13 protein-coding genes are annotated in these 15,645 nt (G+C 30.2%); 8 read left to right on the forward strand and 5 right to left on the reverse strand.

Annotated elements, in window-relative coordinates; translation table 11 throughout:
• Window positions 1-93 precede the first annotated feature (93 nt).
• The 4 genes from CX675_RS02525 (at window position 94) to CX675_RS02540 (ending at window position 5,210) form a co-directional block, all read left to right on the forward strand.
• Entirely contained in the window at window positions 94-2,982 is a 2,889-nt protein-coding gene (locus CX675_RS02525) for a glycoside hydrolase family 3 N-terminal domain-containing protein (protein ID WP_130733648.1), read from the forward strand.
• 2 nt (window positions 2,983-2,984) lie between these two features.
• Entirely contained in the window at window positions 2,985-3,440 is a 456-nt protein-coding gene (locus CX675_RS02530; RefSeq protein ID WP_130733649.1) for a DUF1801 domain-containing protein, read from the forward strand.
• Window positions 3,441-3,597: 157 nt separating this feature from the next.
• Window positions 3,598-4,734, forward strand: coding sequence for an N-acetyl-alpha-D-glucosaminyl L-malate synthase BshA (gene bshA, locus CX675_RS02535; protein WP_130733650.1), 1,137 nt, complete (start codon window positions 3,598-3,600; stop codon window positions 4,732-4,734).
• Window positions 4,731-5,210: a protease complex subunit PrcB family protein gene (locus CX675_RS02540; protein WP_130733651.1), complete on the forward strand. Its 480-nt coding sequence runs from the start codon at window positions 4,731-4,733 to the stop codon at window positions 5,208-5,210. Before bshA ends, CX675_RS02540 begins: the two co-directional genes overlap by 4 nt.
• A gap of 54 nt (window positions 5,211-5,264) precedes the next feature.
• Here the strand turns inward: CX675_RS02540 and CX675_RS02545 are convergent, their stop codons facing one another.
• On the reverse strand, window positions 5,265-5,756 hold the full coding sequence (locus CX675_RS02545; RefSeq protein ID WP_130733652.1) for a hypothetical protein: 492 nt from the start codon (window positions 5,754-5,756) through the stop codon (window positions 5,265-5,267).
• A 96-nt stretch (window positions 5,757-5,852) separates the two neighbouring features.
• Complete coding sequence (locus tag CX675_RS02550; RefSeq protein ID WP_130733653.1) at window positions 5,853-6,665, reverse strand: hypothetical protein; 813 nt, start codon at window positions 6,663-6,665, stop codon at window positions 5,853-5,855.
• 223 nt (window positions 6,666-6,888) lie between these two features.
• Between CX675_RS02550 and aroC the strand changes: the two genes are divergently transcribed.
• The 3 genes from aroC to CX675_RS02565 all read left to right on the forward strand — a co-directional run bounded on the left by aroC (window position 6,889) and on the right by CX675_RS02565 (window position 11,292).
• Window positions 6,889-7,941 carry a chorismate synthase gene (gene aroC / locus CX675_RS02555; protein WP_130733654.1) on the forward strand — a complete coding sequence of 351 codons (1,053 nt, stop codon included), beginning with the start codon at window positions 6,889-6,891 and terminating at the stop codon, window positions 7,939-7,941.
• Window positions 7,942-8,141: 200 nt separating this feature from the next.
• Window positions 8,142-9,821, forward strand: coding sequence for a T9SS-dependent choice-of-anchor J family protein (locus CX675_RS02560; protein ID WP_130733655.1), 1,680 nt, complete (start codon window positions 8,142-8,144; stop codon window positions 9,819-9,821).
• A gap of 136 nt (window positions 9,822-9,957) precedes the next feature.
• Window positions 9,958-11,292 carry a T9SS type A sorting domain-containing protein gene (locus CX675_RS02565; RefSeq protein ID WP_130733656.1) on the forward strand — a complete coding sequence of 445 codons (1,335 nt, stop codon included), beginning with the start codon at window positions 9,958-9,960 and terminating at the stop codon, window positions 11,290-11,292.
• A gap of 43 nt (window positions 11,293-11,335) precedes the next feature.
• Here the strand turns inward: CX675_RS02565 and CX675_RS02570 are convergent, their stop codons facing one another.
• Both CX675_RS02570 and CX675_RS02575 read right to left on the reverse strand, forming a co-directional pair.
• Window positions 11,336-11,755: a thiol-disulfide oxidoreductase DCC family protein gene (locus CX675_RS02570; protein WP_370277510.1), complete on the reverse strand. Its 420-nt coding sequence runs from the start codon at window positions 11,753-11,755 to the stop codon at window positions 11,336-11,338.
• An 18-nt stretch (window positions 11,756-11,773) separates the two neighbouring features.
• A complete protein-coding gene (locus CX675_RS02575; protein ID WP_130733657.1) occupies window positions 11,774-13,942 on the reverse strand; it encodes a DNA mismatch repair protein MutS in 2,169 nt (722 codons plus the stop codon).
• Window positions 13,943-14,020: 78 nt separating this feature from the next.
• Between CX675_RS02575 and CX675_RS02580 the strand changes: the two genes are divergently transcribed.
• A complete protein-coding gene (locus CX675_RS02580) occupies window positions 14,021-14,686 on the forward strand; it encodes a uracil-DNA glycosylase (RefSeq protein ID WP_130733658.1) in 666 nt (221 codons plus the stop codon).
• A gap of 21 nt (window positions 14,687-14,707) precedes the next feature.
• Here CX675_RS02580 and CX675_RS02585 read toward each other — a convergent pair whose 3' ends face one another.
• Window positions 14,708-15,640 (reverse strand): transglutaminase, encoded by a 933-nt coding sequence (locus CX675_RS02585; protein WP_130733659.1) that lies wholly within the window; start codon window positions 15,638-15,640, stop codon window positions 14,708-14,710.
• Window positions 15,641-15,645: the final 5 nt, after the last annotated feature.

Consider the following 15,645-nt stretch of genomic DNA (forward strand, 5'->3'; position numbering starts at 1 on the left):
CAAAAGATTTAAGATAATTTTGTTATTATTTCACTATATTTGAAAACATCATTAGACCAATTTAATGATGTTTTTTTATTAATATTTTTTTCAATGCGTTATTTATTTTTTCTATTCTTTTTATCGCCAGTTATTTATGCTCAAAAATATTCTAAATTACCACAAGAAAAGTGGGTTGATAGTATCTATAATCAATTGAGTTTTGAAGAAAAAGTAGGGCAATTATTTATGGTGGCTGCCTATTCCAATAAAAATGAATCGCATTATAAAGAAATAGATGAGTTAGTAGAAAAATACAAAGTTGGCGGATTGATTTTTTTTCAAGGAGGTCCAGTAAGACAAGCACAATTAACCAATCGGTATCAGTCTAAGTCAAAAGTACCTTTGTTCATAGGGATTGACGCAGAATGGGGGTTGAGTATGCGACTAGATTCTACCTATAGATACCCTTGGAATATGACACTTGGTGCTATTCAGGATTTTAAATTAATTGAAAAAATGGGAATTCAAATGGGAGAACAATCCAAACGAATGGGAATTCACTTTAATTTTGCACCCGTAGTAGATATTAATACTAATCCTAGTAATCCAATCATAGGAAATCGTTCTTTTGGTGAAGATAAAATTAACGTAGCCAATGCTGCTATTGCCTTAACTACAGGGCTTCAAAGTCAAGGAGTTTTTGCTACTGCCAAACATTTCCCTGGTCATGGTGACACAGAAACCGATTCACATCATACTTTACCTGTTGTAAAATTTTCAAAAAAGAGACTCGATTCTATAGAATTGTATCCTTATAGAGAGTTAATAAAGAATGGTTTAGCCAGTGTTATGGTTGCTCATTTAGATGTGCCTAGTATAGAGCCAAGAAAAGGATATCCAACTTCTATTTCTTACAATGTGGTTACCAATATTTTAAAAGACGAATTAAAGTTTAAAGGTTTAATTTTTACAGATGCCTTGAATATGAAAGGCGCTAGTAATTTTAAAAAACCAGGCGATATTGATTTAGAAGCTTTTTTAGCAGGTAATGATGTATTACTTTTTGCAGAAAATGTACCGGTAGCCATCCAAAAGTTTGATGAAGCTTATAAAGAAGGAAAAATTACAGAAGAGCGTTTAGCTTATTCTGTAAAGAAAATATTACAGTATAAATATAAAGCAGGTTTAAATAAATATAAATCTATAGAAATCAATCATTTGTATGAAGATTTAAATCAGTCAAAATACGATGCCATGAACTATTCTTTATATGAAAATGCTATTACCACATTAATAAATAAAGAAAATCTATTTCCCATCCAAAATTTGGAAAAAGAAAAAATTGCCTATGTAAAATTAGGAGATGCTGATGCCGATTTTTTTGTACAAGAATTAAGAAAATACACTTCGATAGACGAAGTAGATGTTACTATAAAAAAGATAGATGAAGCTTTAGAAGAATTAAAAAAGTATACCAAAGTAATTATCGGATTTCATAAAGAAGATGGTGCTTGGAAAAATCATAATTTGGATAAAGATGAAAGTACCATTTTAGATAAAATTGCTAAAGAAAATAAAGTTATAGTCACTTTTTTTACAAAGCCTTATTCTCTTCTTAAAGTGGATCGCTTTTCAAATTTTGAAGGATTTATTTTGGCATACCAAAACAATATATTTTCTAATACTGTTGCTGCTGAAGCTATTTTTGGCGCTATTGGTACCAAAGGAAAATTACCTGTTTCTATCAATAATGATTTCTATATTAATGATGGAATTACTACTAAACCATTGAACATTTTAGGATTTGGTGCACCAGAAAATGCAGGATTAGATGCTAAAGTTTTAACCAAAATAGATTCTATAGTTAATTTTGCTATTGCTAAAAAAATGACACCAGGAGCACAAATCATCGTGGCTAAAAAAGGAAAAGTTGTTTACAATAAATCATTTGGATATCATACTTATGATAATAAAACGCCCGTTAAAAATACAGATTTATACGATGTTGCTTCATTAACAAAAATTTTAGCAACTTTGCCTAATGTCATGGTGGAATATGATAGCGGAAAATTAAACCTAAAGACCAAACTAAAAGAAATGCTTCCCGTTTTTAAAGGGTCTAATAAAGAAAACGCTACTTTTTTAGATATGCTAACACATCAGGCTCGTTTTCAAGCTTGGATTCCTTTTTATAAAGCCACATTAGATTCGGTAAATAAACCAAGTAAAAAGTATTACAGTAAAAAGTATTCTGAAGCATTTCCATATCAGGTTGCAGAACACTTATTTATAAGGAAAGATTATAATGATACTATTATAAAGAGAATTGCTGATAGCGATTTACTAAGAAAAGTACAATATAAGTATAGTGATTTCTCTTTTATTTTAATGAAAGAATATTTAGAAAAAGCAACGGGAAAGAAATTAGATAGTCTTGCCTTTGAAAATTTTTATTCAAAAATGGGATTAACTACAATGACTTACAATCCATTACACAAATTTGATGTAGACCAAATTGTACCTACTGAAATTGATAATTACTATAGATACCAAACGATTCAAGGATATGTGCACGATATGGGAGCAGCTATGCAAGGCGGTGTTGCTGGTCATGCTGGTTTGTTTTCCAATGCTTTAGATGTTGCCAAAATGATGCAGATGTATTTGCAAAAAGGAAAATATGATAACCAACAATTTTTTAGCGAAAAAACATTTAACGCATTTAATACCTGCTATTATTGCAAAGATAAAAATAGAAGAGGCTTAGGGTTTGATAAACCTCAATTAGGAGAAGCCGGGCCTACTTGTGGTTGTGTTTCTATGACTAGCTTTGGTCATACTGGATTCACAGGAACAATGGCTTGGTCTGATCCTGAAAAAGAAATTGTTTATGTCTTTTTATCCAATCGAACATATCCTGAAGCCAAAACAAATTATTTATCTAAAGAAAACATAAGAGAGAATATTCAAGAAGTTATTTATGAATCCATAATTGAATAAATATGACATCGCAAGCTCAAAATCCAGAGGAGTATATAAAAGAAGTACCAGAAGAAAGAAAAGTAACTATTATAAAATTACGCAATGTAATTTTAGAAAATCTTCCTAAAGGTTTTAAAGAAGCAATGAGTTATGGTATGATTGGTTATGTTGTTCCTCATGAAATTTATCCTTCTGGCTATCATTGTGATCCAAAATTACCACTTCCTTTTATGAGTTTTGCTTCACAAAAAAACAGTATTAATTTCTATCATATGGGGATTTATGCTGATAAAGAATTATACAATTGGTTTGTTACAGAATACGGTAAATTCTCTAAAAAGAAATTAGATATGGGAAAAAGTTGTATGAGATTTAAAAAAGCTGAAGATATTCCATTTGATTTGTTAGGTGAATTAGTTTCAAAAATAACACCACAAGATTGGATTGCAACTTATGAAAAAGCATTTACAAAATAATTTAACGAATATTTAAAAATTGAGGAAATAAAATTATAGTATTTTTATACTTTTAAAAACCTAATCATGAAATCGCCTCAATTAAAAATTTTTAACACAAAAATCTTCCTAATAAAAGCGATGGCATATATGACCTTTTCTAAATAAATATACATATATGAAAATAGCTATAGTATGTTATCCCACTTTTGGTGGAAGTGGAGTAGTGGCAACTGAACTAGGACTAGAATTAGCTCGTAAAGGGCATGAAATTCATTTTATTACTTATAGTCAACCAGTTCGTTTGGCCCTTTTAAATCAAAATATTTTTTATCATGAAGTACACGTTCCAGAATATCCGTTATTTCATTATCAACCTTATGAGTTAGCCTTATCTAGCAAATTAGTTGATATGGTTAAACTTCATAAGATAGAAGTTTTACATGTACATTATGCAATTCCTCATGCTTATGCTGGATATATGGCTAAAAAGATGTTAGAGGAGGAAGGAATACGATTACCAATGGTAACTACACTACATGGAACAGATATTACTTTGGTAGGGAATCATCCATTTTATAAACCAGCCGTAAGCTTTAGCATCAACAAATCAGATGTTGTTACTAGTGTTTCTAAAAGTTTAAGGGAAGATACCTATCGCCTTTTCGATATTAAAAAAGACATTAAAGTAATTCCTAATTTTATTGAAATCAATAAAGAAAGATTGGATATAAATGATCCTTGTCATCGTTCATTAATGGCTACTAAAGATGAAAAAGTAGTAACTCATATTTCAAATTTCAGAAAAGTAAAAAGAATTACTGATGTAGTAAAAATATTCTATGAAATTCAAAAAGAAGTTCCAGCAAAATTAATGATGGTTGGAGATGGACCTGAAAAAGAAAAAGCAGAAACACTATGTCAAGAATTAGGCATACAGAGTAAAGTAATCTTTTTTGGAAACAGTAATGAAATAGATAAGATTTTATGTTTAACAGATTTGTTTTTATTACCATCTGAAACAGAAAGTTTTGGCTTAGCTGCATTGGAAGCAATGGCATGTGGTGTACCCGTTATTTCTAGTAATTCTGGTGGTCTACCAGAAGTAAACAGTCATGGCGTTACAGGATATTTAAGCAATGTGGGTGACATACAAGATATGAGTAAAAATGCCATTTCGATCTTAAAAGATGATAAGGTATTGAATACTTTTAAACGTAATGCTTTGAATGAAGCTTCAGAATTTGATATTAAAAAAATCCTTCCTTTGTATGAAAATGTATATGAGGAAGTTATAAAAGAATATGCTCTATGAAAATAGTATATTTAAATGTATTTTTATTCTCTTTATTTTCTTGCTGTTCTGCAAAGCATAATAATATAGTTACTAAAAAGGCCGAAAACAATACCTATGCAAAGTTAAATGAAGATGCCAAATATGATGTAATGTATTCATCAGAATATGGTGGTAATGACACATTTGGTTATTTTGTAATCGAAGATAAAAACGGTTATGAAAAAGAGCTTATTAAATTGAACTTAAGTAATGAAATACCTCTTTTAGAAGATGATTTCTTTGCTAAAAATACAGTTTTGTTTTTGTATTTAGGTCAAAAAAACACAGGAGGTTATGCTATTGGTGTTGATAAATTAGAAATTTTGGATAATAATAAACTTATAATTTACACTAAAATAACCCATCCAAAAAAAGGAGAAAACGTTACTATGGCAATCACAAACCCTTTTAGTATTATTCAAATTCCAAAATCTAAAAAATATATTGTAAAATAAAAAAGGAACTCTAAGAGTTCCTTTTTTATTTATAGATGTTATTTATTATGATTATTAAAATCTATATCTGATACCTAAGGCGATATCTGGTCCAAAATTATCATTAAAATCTGCATAATCTCCACCAAAATAAATTTCTGGCCTGAAATCTAAAGATAATTGTAATGGAATATCAAATAGATATTCAATACCTATGTCACCAGCAGCAAAAAAGAAGGAACCATCATCTTTGTATCCGTGTTTGTTGTAGTTCCAAGTACCTAAACCACCACCTACACCAGCATACCAGTTAAATCCACCTTCAATATTCCAAACCCATTGGTATAATCCAGCTAATTTAATAGCATCAACATCGTTGCTGTTTCTCCAACCTAAATCAAGTTCTAAACGGTTATTGTCAGATAAACCTCTTTGGTAAGAAATCTCTCCTCCAAATCCATCATTATCACCTAATCTTAGACCTAATGCATTTTTCGATATGTCCTGTGCTTGTGCACTAAAAACCAAGCCTACTAGCATGAAAGCTGTTAAAAATAATTTTCTCATTTGTTACTATTTTATTTATAATTGTTGATTACAAAAGTAGAATTAAAAACGTAACTTTTTTTATAAAATTATAAAAATAAGTTACAGAATTACTATTTAATTTAGTAAATAAGTGTCAAGATACTCATTCTGAGTAGCATAATATGTTGTTGGAATATTTAACTGATTAATAATTTCTGATGGTAATTGAGAATTTAAGGTGTAACTAGTTACTGTATTTGTGTGAACAACACCTATGCTTTCAGCGACAAACTGTTCTGATACTAATACATTTTGTTGTGGCAAAACAGTAACAGTTATTGGAATTCCTGCTATAACTTGAGTCGTAGAAATTTTTACATTTAATACAATTTTACCTGATTTAACATTAGAATAGGTATCTCCGTTTGGTGACGTATAGGAAGAATAACTAACACCACCCACCGATTTTAGAACATATTCAATAGTTAATGGATAACCACTAACAGTTTGTTGAAAACTGCCTGTTCTAGTAGAAGGATTTTCATTTTGAGGGGCATCAGCATCAAAGGCAATGAAATCATTTAAAACTAAATTAAAGTTTAAAGGGGTACTTTGTCCAAGGTTTGCAGAAAAATCTCCAGAAAGAAATAATTTGTTGCCTACAACTCGAACACCATTATTGCGTAACGAATTTGAAAAGAAACCAAAAGCAATATCATCTTTTACTTTCATTTTTTTATATGTTTTAGCGTTGATAATTGTATCATTTCCAACATATAATGAGTCTCGACTAGTATTCATTTCAGAATCTTCAATGTCGTAGGTCCAATAGTTATTTGAATTAAATGGAATGGTAAATGTTACTGCTTGGCTTTCTTCTGTTACCGAATCACTTGAACAAGAGGCAAAAAGCAAACCTAACACAAATAATGTAATTAAATTCTTCATAGAAATTGTGTAATTGATTTTAACAAATATAGAATTTTTTACTAATTAATAATCTATATCTTATAAATTTAAGCTATTTCTCAATAATAAAATTGTTTTATTTAATTAATTATAAAAGTGGTTTAATACATAAATAAAGACTAAATAATAACTAAATTTGTTAACAAGAATAAGTTAAATTATTTTTATAAACTATATTAATAAATCCTAGAATTATAATATTATGGCTGGAAATACCTTTGGAAAATTATTTTCATTAATGACATTTGGAGAATCTCATGGTGAAGCTTTAGGAGGTATAATTGATGGTTGCCCAGCAGGAATTACTTTAGATTTTGAGGCAATTAAATTAGAAATGCAAAGAAGAAAACCAGGACAATCTAGTATTGTTACACAAAGAAAAGAAGAAGATGATGTACAATTCTTATCTGGTATTTTTGAAGGTAAAACAACAGGTACACCAATTGGTTTTATAATACCAAACACAAATCAGAAATCTCATGATTATTCAGATATTAAGGAAACTTATAGACCAAGTCATGCAGATTATGTTTATGATCAAAAGTATGGATTTAGAGATTATAGAGGTGGTGGAAGAAGTTCTGCTCGAGAAACGGCAAGTAGAGTAGTGGCTGGAGCTATAGCTAAACAAGTATTACCAGATATTAAAATTACTGCCTATGTTTCTTCGGTCGGAGAAATTGCTTTAAATAAGCTTTATTCTGAAGTTGATTTTTCTAAAATTGAAAGCAATGCAGTTAGATGTCCCGACACAGATTTAGCCTTACAAATGGAATCTTACATTAAAGAAATAAAAAAACAAGGTGACACCGTAGGAGGTACCATTACTTGTGTTATTCAAAATGTTCCTGTTGGCTTTGGAGAACCTGTTTTTGATAAGTTGCATGCCGAATTAGGTAAAGCAATGTTGTCTATCAATGCAGTGAAAGGATTTGAAATTGGTAGTGGATTTGAAGGAACTAAAATGAAAGGAAGCGAGCATAATGATTTGTTTAATGAAGATGGTTCTACAAAGACAAATCTTTCAGGAGGAATTCAGGGAGGTATTAGTAATGGGATGGACATTTATTTTAAAGTAGCTTTCAAACCTGTTGCAACGCTTATCCAAAAGCAAGATGTTCTAACTAAAGATGGGAAAATTATTAATTTGCAAGGTAAAGGTAGGCATGATCCATGTGTGGTTCCAAGAGCCGTTCCAATTGTTGAAGCTATGGCTGCATTAGTGATGGTAGATTATTATTTATTGAATAAATAACTAATTTTTAATTTGTTTTTTTTGGTTTTTTTATAAGAATTATTTTTTATTTTAACATTTTTGTTGTTTAAAATTTAAATAATTCGTTTTAGATGAATTGGTTTTTGTTTTTTAAATAAATCGCTTACAGTTAGCTAGTTAGTTAAGTTTTGTGAGATTTTTTAGTATACATTTACATAAAAACTAAAACAGCGCTAATTATGAAAAAAAAATTACTTTTCTTAAAGAATGGGTTCCTTTTTTCTCTTTTCTTTATTTCATTCTTTTCAAATGCTCAGTCAGATTACTATGATGTAGTTGAATATGATTTGTCTTTTTCTGCTAATGCAAGAGCACCACAAGGGTCAAGAAGATATGCCAGATCTGTCTTTTTAATTCCTGCTTCAGAAATTACAGGTTCAGGAATTTTAAATGGTGATGTAATTAATGGTATTGCATTTAATTATTTGACAGCACAAGATGTAGCTACAACTGGTTCTTTAATTTTATATTTACAAAACACTACAGATATTGCAAATAATAAAAGTACCACTTGGTCTACAGCTATTTCAGGAATGACAACAGTAAGTAATACTTCTTTAAGTATACCTACAACTACTGGAGATTTATATATACCCTTTTCAGGAGGTAGTACTTTTACATATACAGGAGGAGGTATTTATGTGGCATTTGATTATTCCAATCCTGCTGGAATGATAGCTACGACTAATTCTAGTATTGCTTGTAATACTGCGCTAACTAATGGATTAAAAGGAGCACAATCAAATACAGCTGTACCAACTATAATCGCGGCATCGTCATTTAGGCCAGCTACTAAATTAGCAAAAGCAGTTAGTTGTGCTAGACCTATTAATTTAAATGTGTCTGGAGCAACATTAAATAGCGCTACTTTAACTTGGAACGCTGTAGGCGGTTCAAATATTGAATTAGAATATGGTTTATATGGTTTTACTCAAGGTACTGGAACTGTTTTAACTGGTGCTTCTGTTGTAAGTCCTTATAATGTAACAAGTTTATCACCCAGCTCAGTTTACCATTATTACGTAAGAACAAATTGTGGTACAGGAAATTTTAGTGCTTGGAACGGACCTTTTGCTTTTAATACCGTATTCGAACCTTCGTCATCTCCATATACAACAAGTTTTGAACAGGAAACTTTTCCTTTTATCGGTTGGACAACAGAAACAGGTACACCACCAGGAAGTGATTGGCAAGTAGGTATTTTTGGAGCAGGTGCATTAGTTCAAAATGGGGTAGTTTCTGTTTATTCTTTATCAGGTGTTACCACAGCTGCTGCAAATAACTGGATGGTTTCTAGAGGAGTTAATCTAACTTCTGGTTCAACAGTTACGGTCAGTTTCTATGTTAGAAATTATGTAGACAATGGGTCCACTGGATCTGCAAGTTATAATGTAACTGTAGGAAATGCTCAAACTGTTGCAGCTCAAACTACAACTATCGCTACTCAAACACCATTTACTGACGTGGCTTGGGTACAAAAAACATATACTTTTACGGCTGGTTATACTGGTACTCATTATTTTGGTATTCAAAATACATCACCTACGAATACTGTAGGACGACAAGCATTATTTGTAGATAATTTTTCGGTTTCTGAAGTGTTATCTTCTGAATCTTTCTTAAATAATAAATTTTCAATATATCCTAATCCAGTTTCTGATATAATTACGGTACAAAGTGATAAAGTGGTTTTTAATTCGATTTCAATAGCGGATATAAATGGAAGAATTATTAGACAAATTACGACTCATTCGGTTACTCATTATAACTTGAATGTTTCTGAATTACTTTCTGGAGTTTATTTATTGAAAATAAACACTTCTGAAGGCACATTTGATCAAAAACTCATTAAAAATTAAAAAACAAAGGTATCAATCTAATTGATGCTTTTTTTTAAAATAAAAAGTTAAAAAATTAATAATTATAGTTGTATTGGATTAGTTTTTTGTAATTTCATTCAATTATTATAATCCAAATTTTAATTTAGAAACAATCATGAAAAGAAAATTACTTTATTTATTCTTGTTAACATCCACAATTAGCAATGCGCAATGGGTGTCACAAGCAACAGGTTTTACAACAACTAGTAGAGGTGTAACAGATATTAATATTGTTGATGCTAATACTGTTTGGGCTTTGGGATACGATGGAAGTGGTGGTGGAGCTAATGTGCAAGAATTTACAAGAACTAGCAATGGCGGAACCACTTGGACATCAGGGGCAATTAATATAGGAAATACGGCACTTGAACTAACAAATATATCTCCTGTAAGTGCTACAACCGCTTGGGTTGGTGCTGTAAGTCCTACAAATGGTATGGGGGGCGTTTGGAAAACAACAAATGGAGGTACTACTTGGACACAGCAAAACGCAACCGCTTATACTAATGCAAATTCCTTTTTTAATGTGGTTCATTTTTTTGATGCCAATACAGGTATTACACAAGGAGACCCAATTACCGCAACAGATTTTGAAGTTTACAGAACAACTAATGGAGGAACAACTTGGACTGCTGTACCTGCATCAAGTTTGCCAAACATTGTTTCTGGAGAATATGGTTACAATGGAGGAAATGTAGCTGCTGGTAATTCTTTTTGGTTTGTAACTAATAAAGGAAAAATATACAGAACTACTGATATGGGGGTAACTTGGACAAAATATAACACTCCAATTACTGATTTTGCTGGAACTAGTGTGGGTGGAACATTACTTTTTAGTGATAATAATAACGGTATCTTATTAGGTAGAAACGGTTCAGGAACTTCAGCAACTTACACTATGTATACTACTTCTAATGGTGGAGTACTTTGGAGTGCAGGTGTTCCTTACACGCAACCTTATTTAAGTTTGAGTTTTATTCCTGGTACAACCATTTTAGTTGGAACAGCAAGTAATAATACAACTTTTACCTATAATTCTGGATATAGTACAGATTTTGGTGCGACTTGGACTCCAATCGATAGTGGTGTACAAAGAACGAGTATTAAATTTTTAGATGGAACTACTGGTTGGGCTGGTGGATTTACAACATCTTCTACTACTGATGGAATTTATAAATATACTGGAGCTAATTTAGGCTCAGATTCTTTCTTAGCTTCAAAATTTGCGATTTACCCAAATCCTGCTAATGACGTTATTTCAATAGTAAGTGATAATTTATTATTTGAGAGTATTTCTTTAACTGACATCAATGGTAGAGTTGTCAAAGAAACAAATGCAAGTTCGACAACAAATTTTAATTTGAATATATCAGATTTAAATGCTGGAATTTATTTTATGAAAATAAAAACTGCTGATGGAATTTTAGATAAAAAAATTATTAAAAATTAACTAAAAAAATAAAAAATGCTCAATACTAGATTGAGCATTTTTTTTATAAAAACTTTGCTTTTAATTCTGGAGTAGGAATCATACACGATTCTTTTTTACCATACCATTTGTACCTGTTTTTTGCAATATAGTCATAAACCGTATTTTTAATTGGATTTGGAATAAAACTTAAATATCCTAATATAGCATACACACCTTTTAATCTTTTTGAAATTTGTAAAGCCGCTTCAGCTTTATAATAATATGCTTTTTCTGGTATATATAGTATAATCGAATCTGTTTTTGACGTGTCTATACCTATGTGTTTTATAATTTGCTGACCTAATTCAGATTGAATGGCAACAAACCTGAAAAGGTCTTTTTTATCTCTTTTTATAATAAATTGGACCGATGATTCACATAAATTGCAAACACCGTCAAAAAGAATAATCTGCTTCTCTTTTGGTAAATTTTCTATTTCCATTATTCTTTTTTATTTTATTTATAAAGGTTGGATATATTCTAATTGATCAAGATTTACTTTAGAAGTAAAAATACCATAATTTACAGTGGCTTTATTTTTCTCAATTTTATCAATAGTTCCTATTGCTTTTCCATCGTTCATTCTAACGCGATCACCCACTTTTAAAATTACTTTTGGTTTTTCAGCTTCAATTTTTTGAGCTTTAATTTTCTTCTCTTTTTTCTCAATTCTTATTTCTTCTACTTTCTCCTTAACTTCAGCAATAATTTCTTTTTCTACTTTTTCTTTGGCAATCTTTTCTTTTTTAGTGATTTTTTTTCGTTTAGAATTTTCTATTTCAACCATCTTTAAAAAGTCGCCTATTAAAGTTTTTTTATCTTTATTATTAAAATATTTTTCAGACATATCATCTAAGCGTTGTCCTAGATATATTAAACGCTGATTAGCATCATACAATTCTTGATAACGCTCTAATTTATCTTGAATTTTAGCATTAATGTTTTCCATTTTTTTGCTTTCTTCTCTCGCTTTAGATTCTTCTTCTTTTAAGTTTTGTGACGTTTTTTCTAACTTAGAACGTTCTTTTTGAAGGGTAGCTATTGTCTTATCAAAACGCACTTTACTGCCTTCAATTTTCTTTTTTGCTCTGTTAATTAAACCAAAAGGAATTCCATTTTTTTGGGCTACTTCAAAAGTAAATGAACTACCTGCTTGCCCTAAATGCAATTTATATAAAGGTTCTAGTGTTTTTTCATCAAACAACATATTGGCATTTGTTGCAAACGGCAATTCGTTAGCTAAAATCTTTAAATTTGTATAATGTGTTGTAATAATTCCAAAAGCTTCTCGAGCATAAAATTCTTCTAGAAATGTTTCGGCTAAGGCACCGCCTAATTCAGGGTCTGAACCTGTACCAAATTCGTCAATTAAAAACAAGGTTTTGGAATTACATTTTTTTAAAAAATAATTCATGTTTTTTAATCGATAGCTATACGTACTTAAGTGATTTTCTATAGATTGATTGTCACCAATATCGGTTAAAATACGATCAAATAAGAAAGTAGTACTACGCTCATGAACAGGAATTAAAATTCCAGATTGAAGCATTAATTGTAGTAAACCAATTGTTTTTAAAGAAATGGTTTTTCCACCAGCGTTAGGTCCGGAAATTACTATAATTCTACTTTGATTATCCAATTCAATAGTTTGAGGATGAATAACTTCATTTTTAGCTTTGTTTGTCAAATATAGAATAGGATGATACGCTTCTCTAAAATACAAATGCTTTTCATTTGTAATAGTTGGTAAAATTCCATTAATAGCATTGGCGTATTTGGCTTTAGCCGAAATTAAATCTACTGAAGCTAAGAAATTTTGGTACTCTGATAACAAATCTTTATAAGGTCGTATTTGATTCGTTAACTGCTTTAAAATACGAATAATTTCTTCTCTTTCGTCTTGTTCTAAATCACTTAGTTCTCTAGAGTAACGTAATGTTGCTTCAGGTTCTATATATACAATACTACCTGTTTTTGAACTTCCTAAAACCGAACCTTTTACTTTTTTTCGATACATCGCTAAAACAGCCAAAACTCTTCTGTTTTCTACTACCGTTTCTTTAATGTCATCTAAATAACCTGAAGCATTATATTGCGTTAGTGCGGTGCCAAAACTTTGATTGATTTTGCCTCTAACCAATTGCATGTTTCTACGAATAGCAACTAAATCAGGTGAAGCATTATCTTTAATTTCACCATATTTATCAAAAACAGTATCGATGTGTTTGTTAATGTCTTTGGTATATTCTATTTCACTTGATTTGAAATATAATTTTGGATAATATTCCTGAAACTTTTTTAGAAAATGTAATAAAGTATTGGCTGTTTCTGCAACATGAGCAATCTTTTTAAAGCTTGATGCATCTAAAAAACTATCTTCTATGCCTAAAAACTGTAATTCTTTGGTAATCGTTTCAAATCCATGATTAGGAATAGCATTATTGTTAGAATAAGAAGAGACGTATTCTGATGTTTGTGCTAATTCTAATAGTAATTGCTCTTTATTTTTAAAAGGCACAATTTGTTGCGCTTTTTGTTGGCCAATTTCGGTAGTACACTTATTGGAAATAGTTTCTAAAATAGTATGAAATTCTAAATCCTGTAAAGTTTTGTTTGTAACTGAAATCATTTCTTCTCTCTCTCTTTTTACTTGCAAATTTACATTCTATTATAGTATAAATTTCTATTTTTGGTAAAATTTTAAATTATGTCGATTAAAATTCATGATTCTTGGAAAATAGTATTGCAAAATGAGTTTGAAGAAGAGTATTTTCAGAACTTAATCTCATTTGTAAAAAATGAATATCAATCTCATACTTGTTTTCCTCCTGGGAATCAAATTTTTGCTGCTTTTGATACATGCCATTTTGAAGATGTTAAAGTTGTTATCATTGGTCAAGATCCCTATCATGGCAAAGGGCAAGCTAATGGTTTGTGCTTTTCTGTAAATGATGGCATTTCATTTCCACCTTCATTAATTAATATATTTAAAGAAATTCAGAGCGATTTAGGACAAACTATTCCAGTAACTGGAAATTTAGAACGTTGGGCAAAACAAGGAGTATTGCTTTTGAATGCAACATTAACTGTAAGAGAATCTCAAGCAGGAAGTCACCAAAATAGAGGGTGGGAAACCTTTACAGATGCAGTGATTAAAAAGATTTCTGATGAAAAAGATCAGGTTGTTTTTTTATTATGGGGTGGATTTGCCAAAAAGAAAGGAATAAAAATAGATAGAAATAAACATTTTGTTTTAGAAACGGGTCATCCTTCACCATTGAGTGCTAATAGAGGCTTGTGGTTTGGTAATAAGCACTTTAGTAAAACGAATGATTATTTAAAAAGCATTGGTAAACCAGAAATAGATTGGTAAAAACAGCTAAGAAATTATAAATTAATTAAAAGTCAATTCTCCTAAGATTTCTTCTTTCATAAACGGACCTCCAGGATAATTAGCGGTATAATCTAAGTTGAGCCAAATCTGTCCTCGTTCATCAATATGGTAGTGTATTTGTTGATTTTTAGCTTCTTCTTTAAACAACACTTCTTTAATTAGAAAAATAGCAGTTTCTAAATTATTTTTATCACCAATTAACATCTCAGGATATAAATGCCCTCCAGTATGTATAATTCTTGGCGTTCCTCCAATGGCTTTTATGCAAGCCGACATTAAAATAGCATGATCGTCACAATCTCCTGAAAAATGTTGTAAACTTTCTGATGCATAAGCGATATATTCTCTTCCTTTAGGATCGTTTACATAATTCCAGTTGTCTTTAATTTCTTTAAAAACGGCAAAACATTGGATTAGTTTTCGGTTTTTAGTATATCCTTTAATATTCTTAAAATGTTGAGTTGTTGCATATAATGCAAAATTTCTCACTTTTGGATTAGTAAAATCTACAGCATCAATAATTTTTGATTTATTTGGAAACGGTAATAACTTAGAAATGATTAAGTCTTGCGGTTTTGGATTTTCACTCATAGAATAAATCATGTATTTGTAATCCTCAAAGACGCGATCAAATCCATAATTTCCAAATAAAGTACCGTAGATTAAGGTTAATAGATAAACAAAAATACAAATAATGATAATTGTTTTTAATGCTCTTAAAATGAGTTGTATAAGTACTAAAATAATTAAAAACAATAAGATTCTGTCTAAGTTGTATATCCAGTTTAATTCTATTAAATTTTGATGAGCAATTAAAAAAACGGGTATTGTAATTAAAATATTTAATAAAAAAATGATAATAGTATCCCATGGCTTTGGTAGAGAAAGCTTTTCTTTAATTTTTTTGAGTGAAAGGGATTCTTGGGTTATCATTTATA

It is taken from the genome of Flavobacterium sp. J27 (assembly GCF_004303025.1).
Taxonomy (GTDB): domain Bacteria; phylum Bacteroidota; class Bacteroidia; order Flavobacteriales; family Flavobacteriaceae; genus Flavobacterium.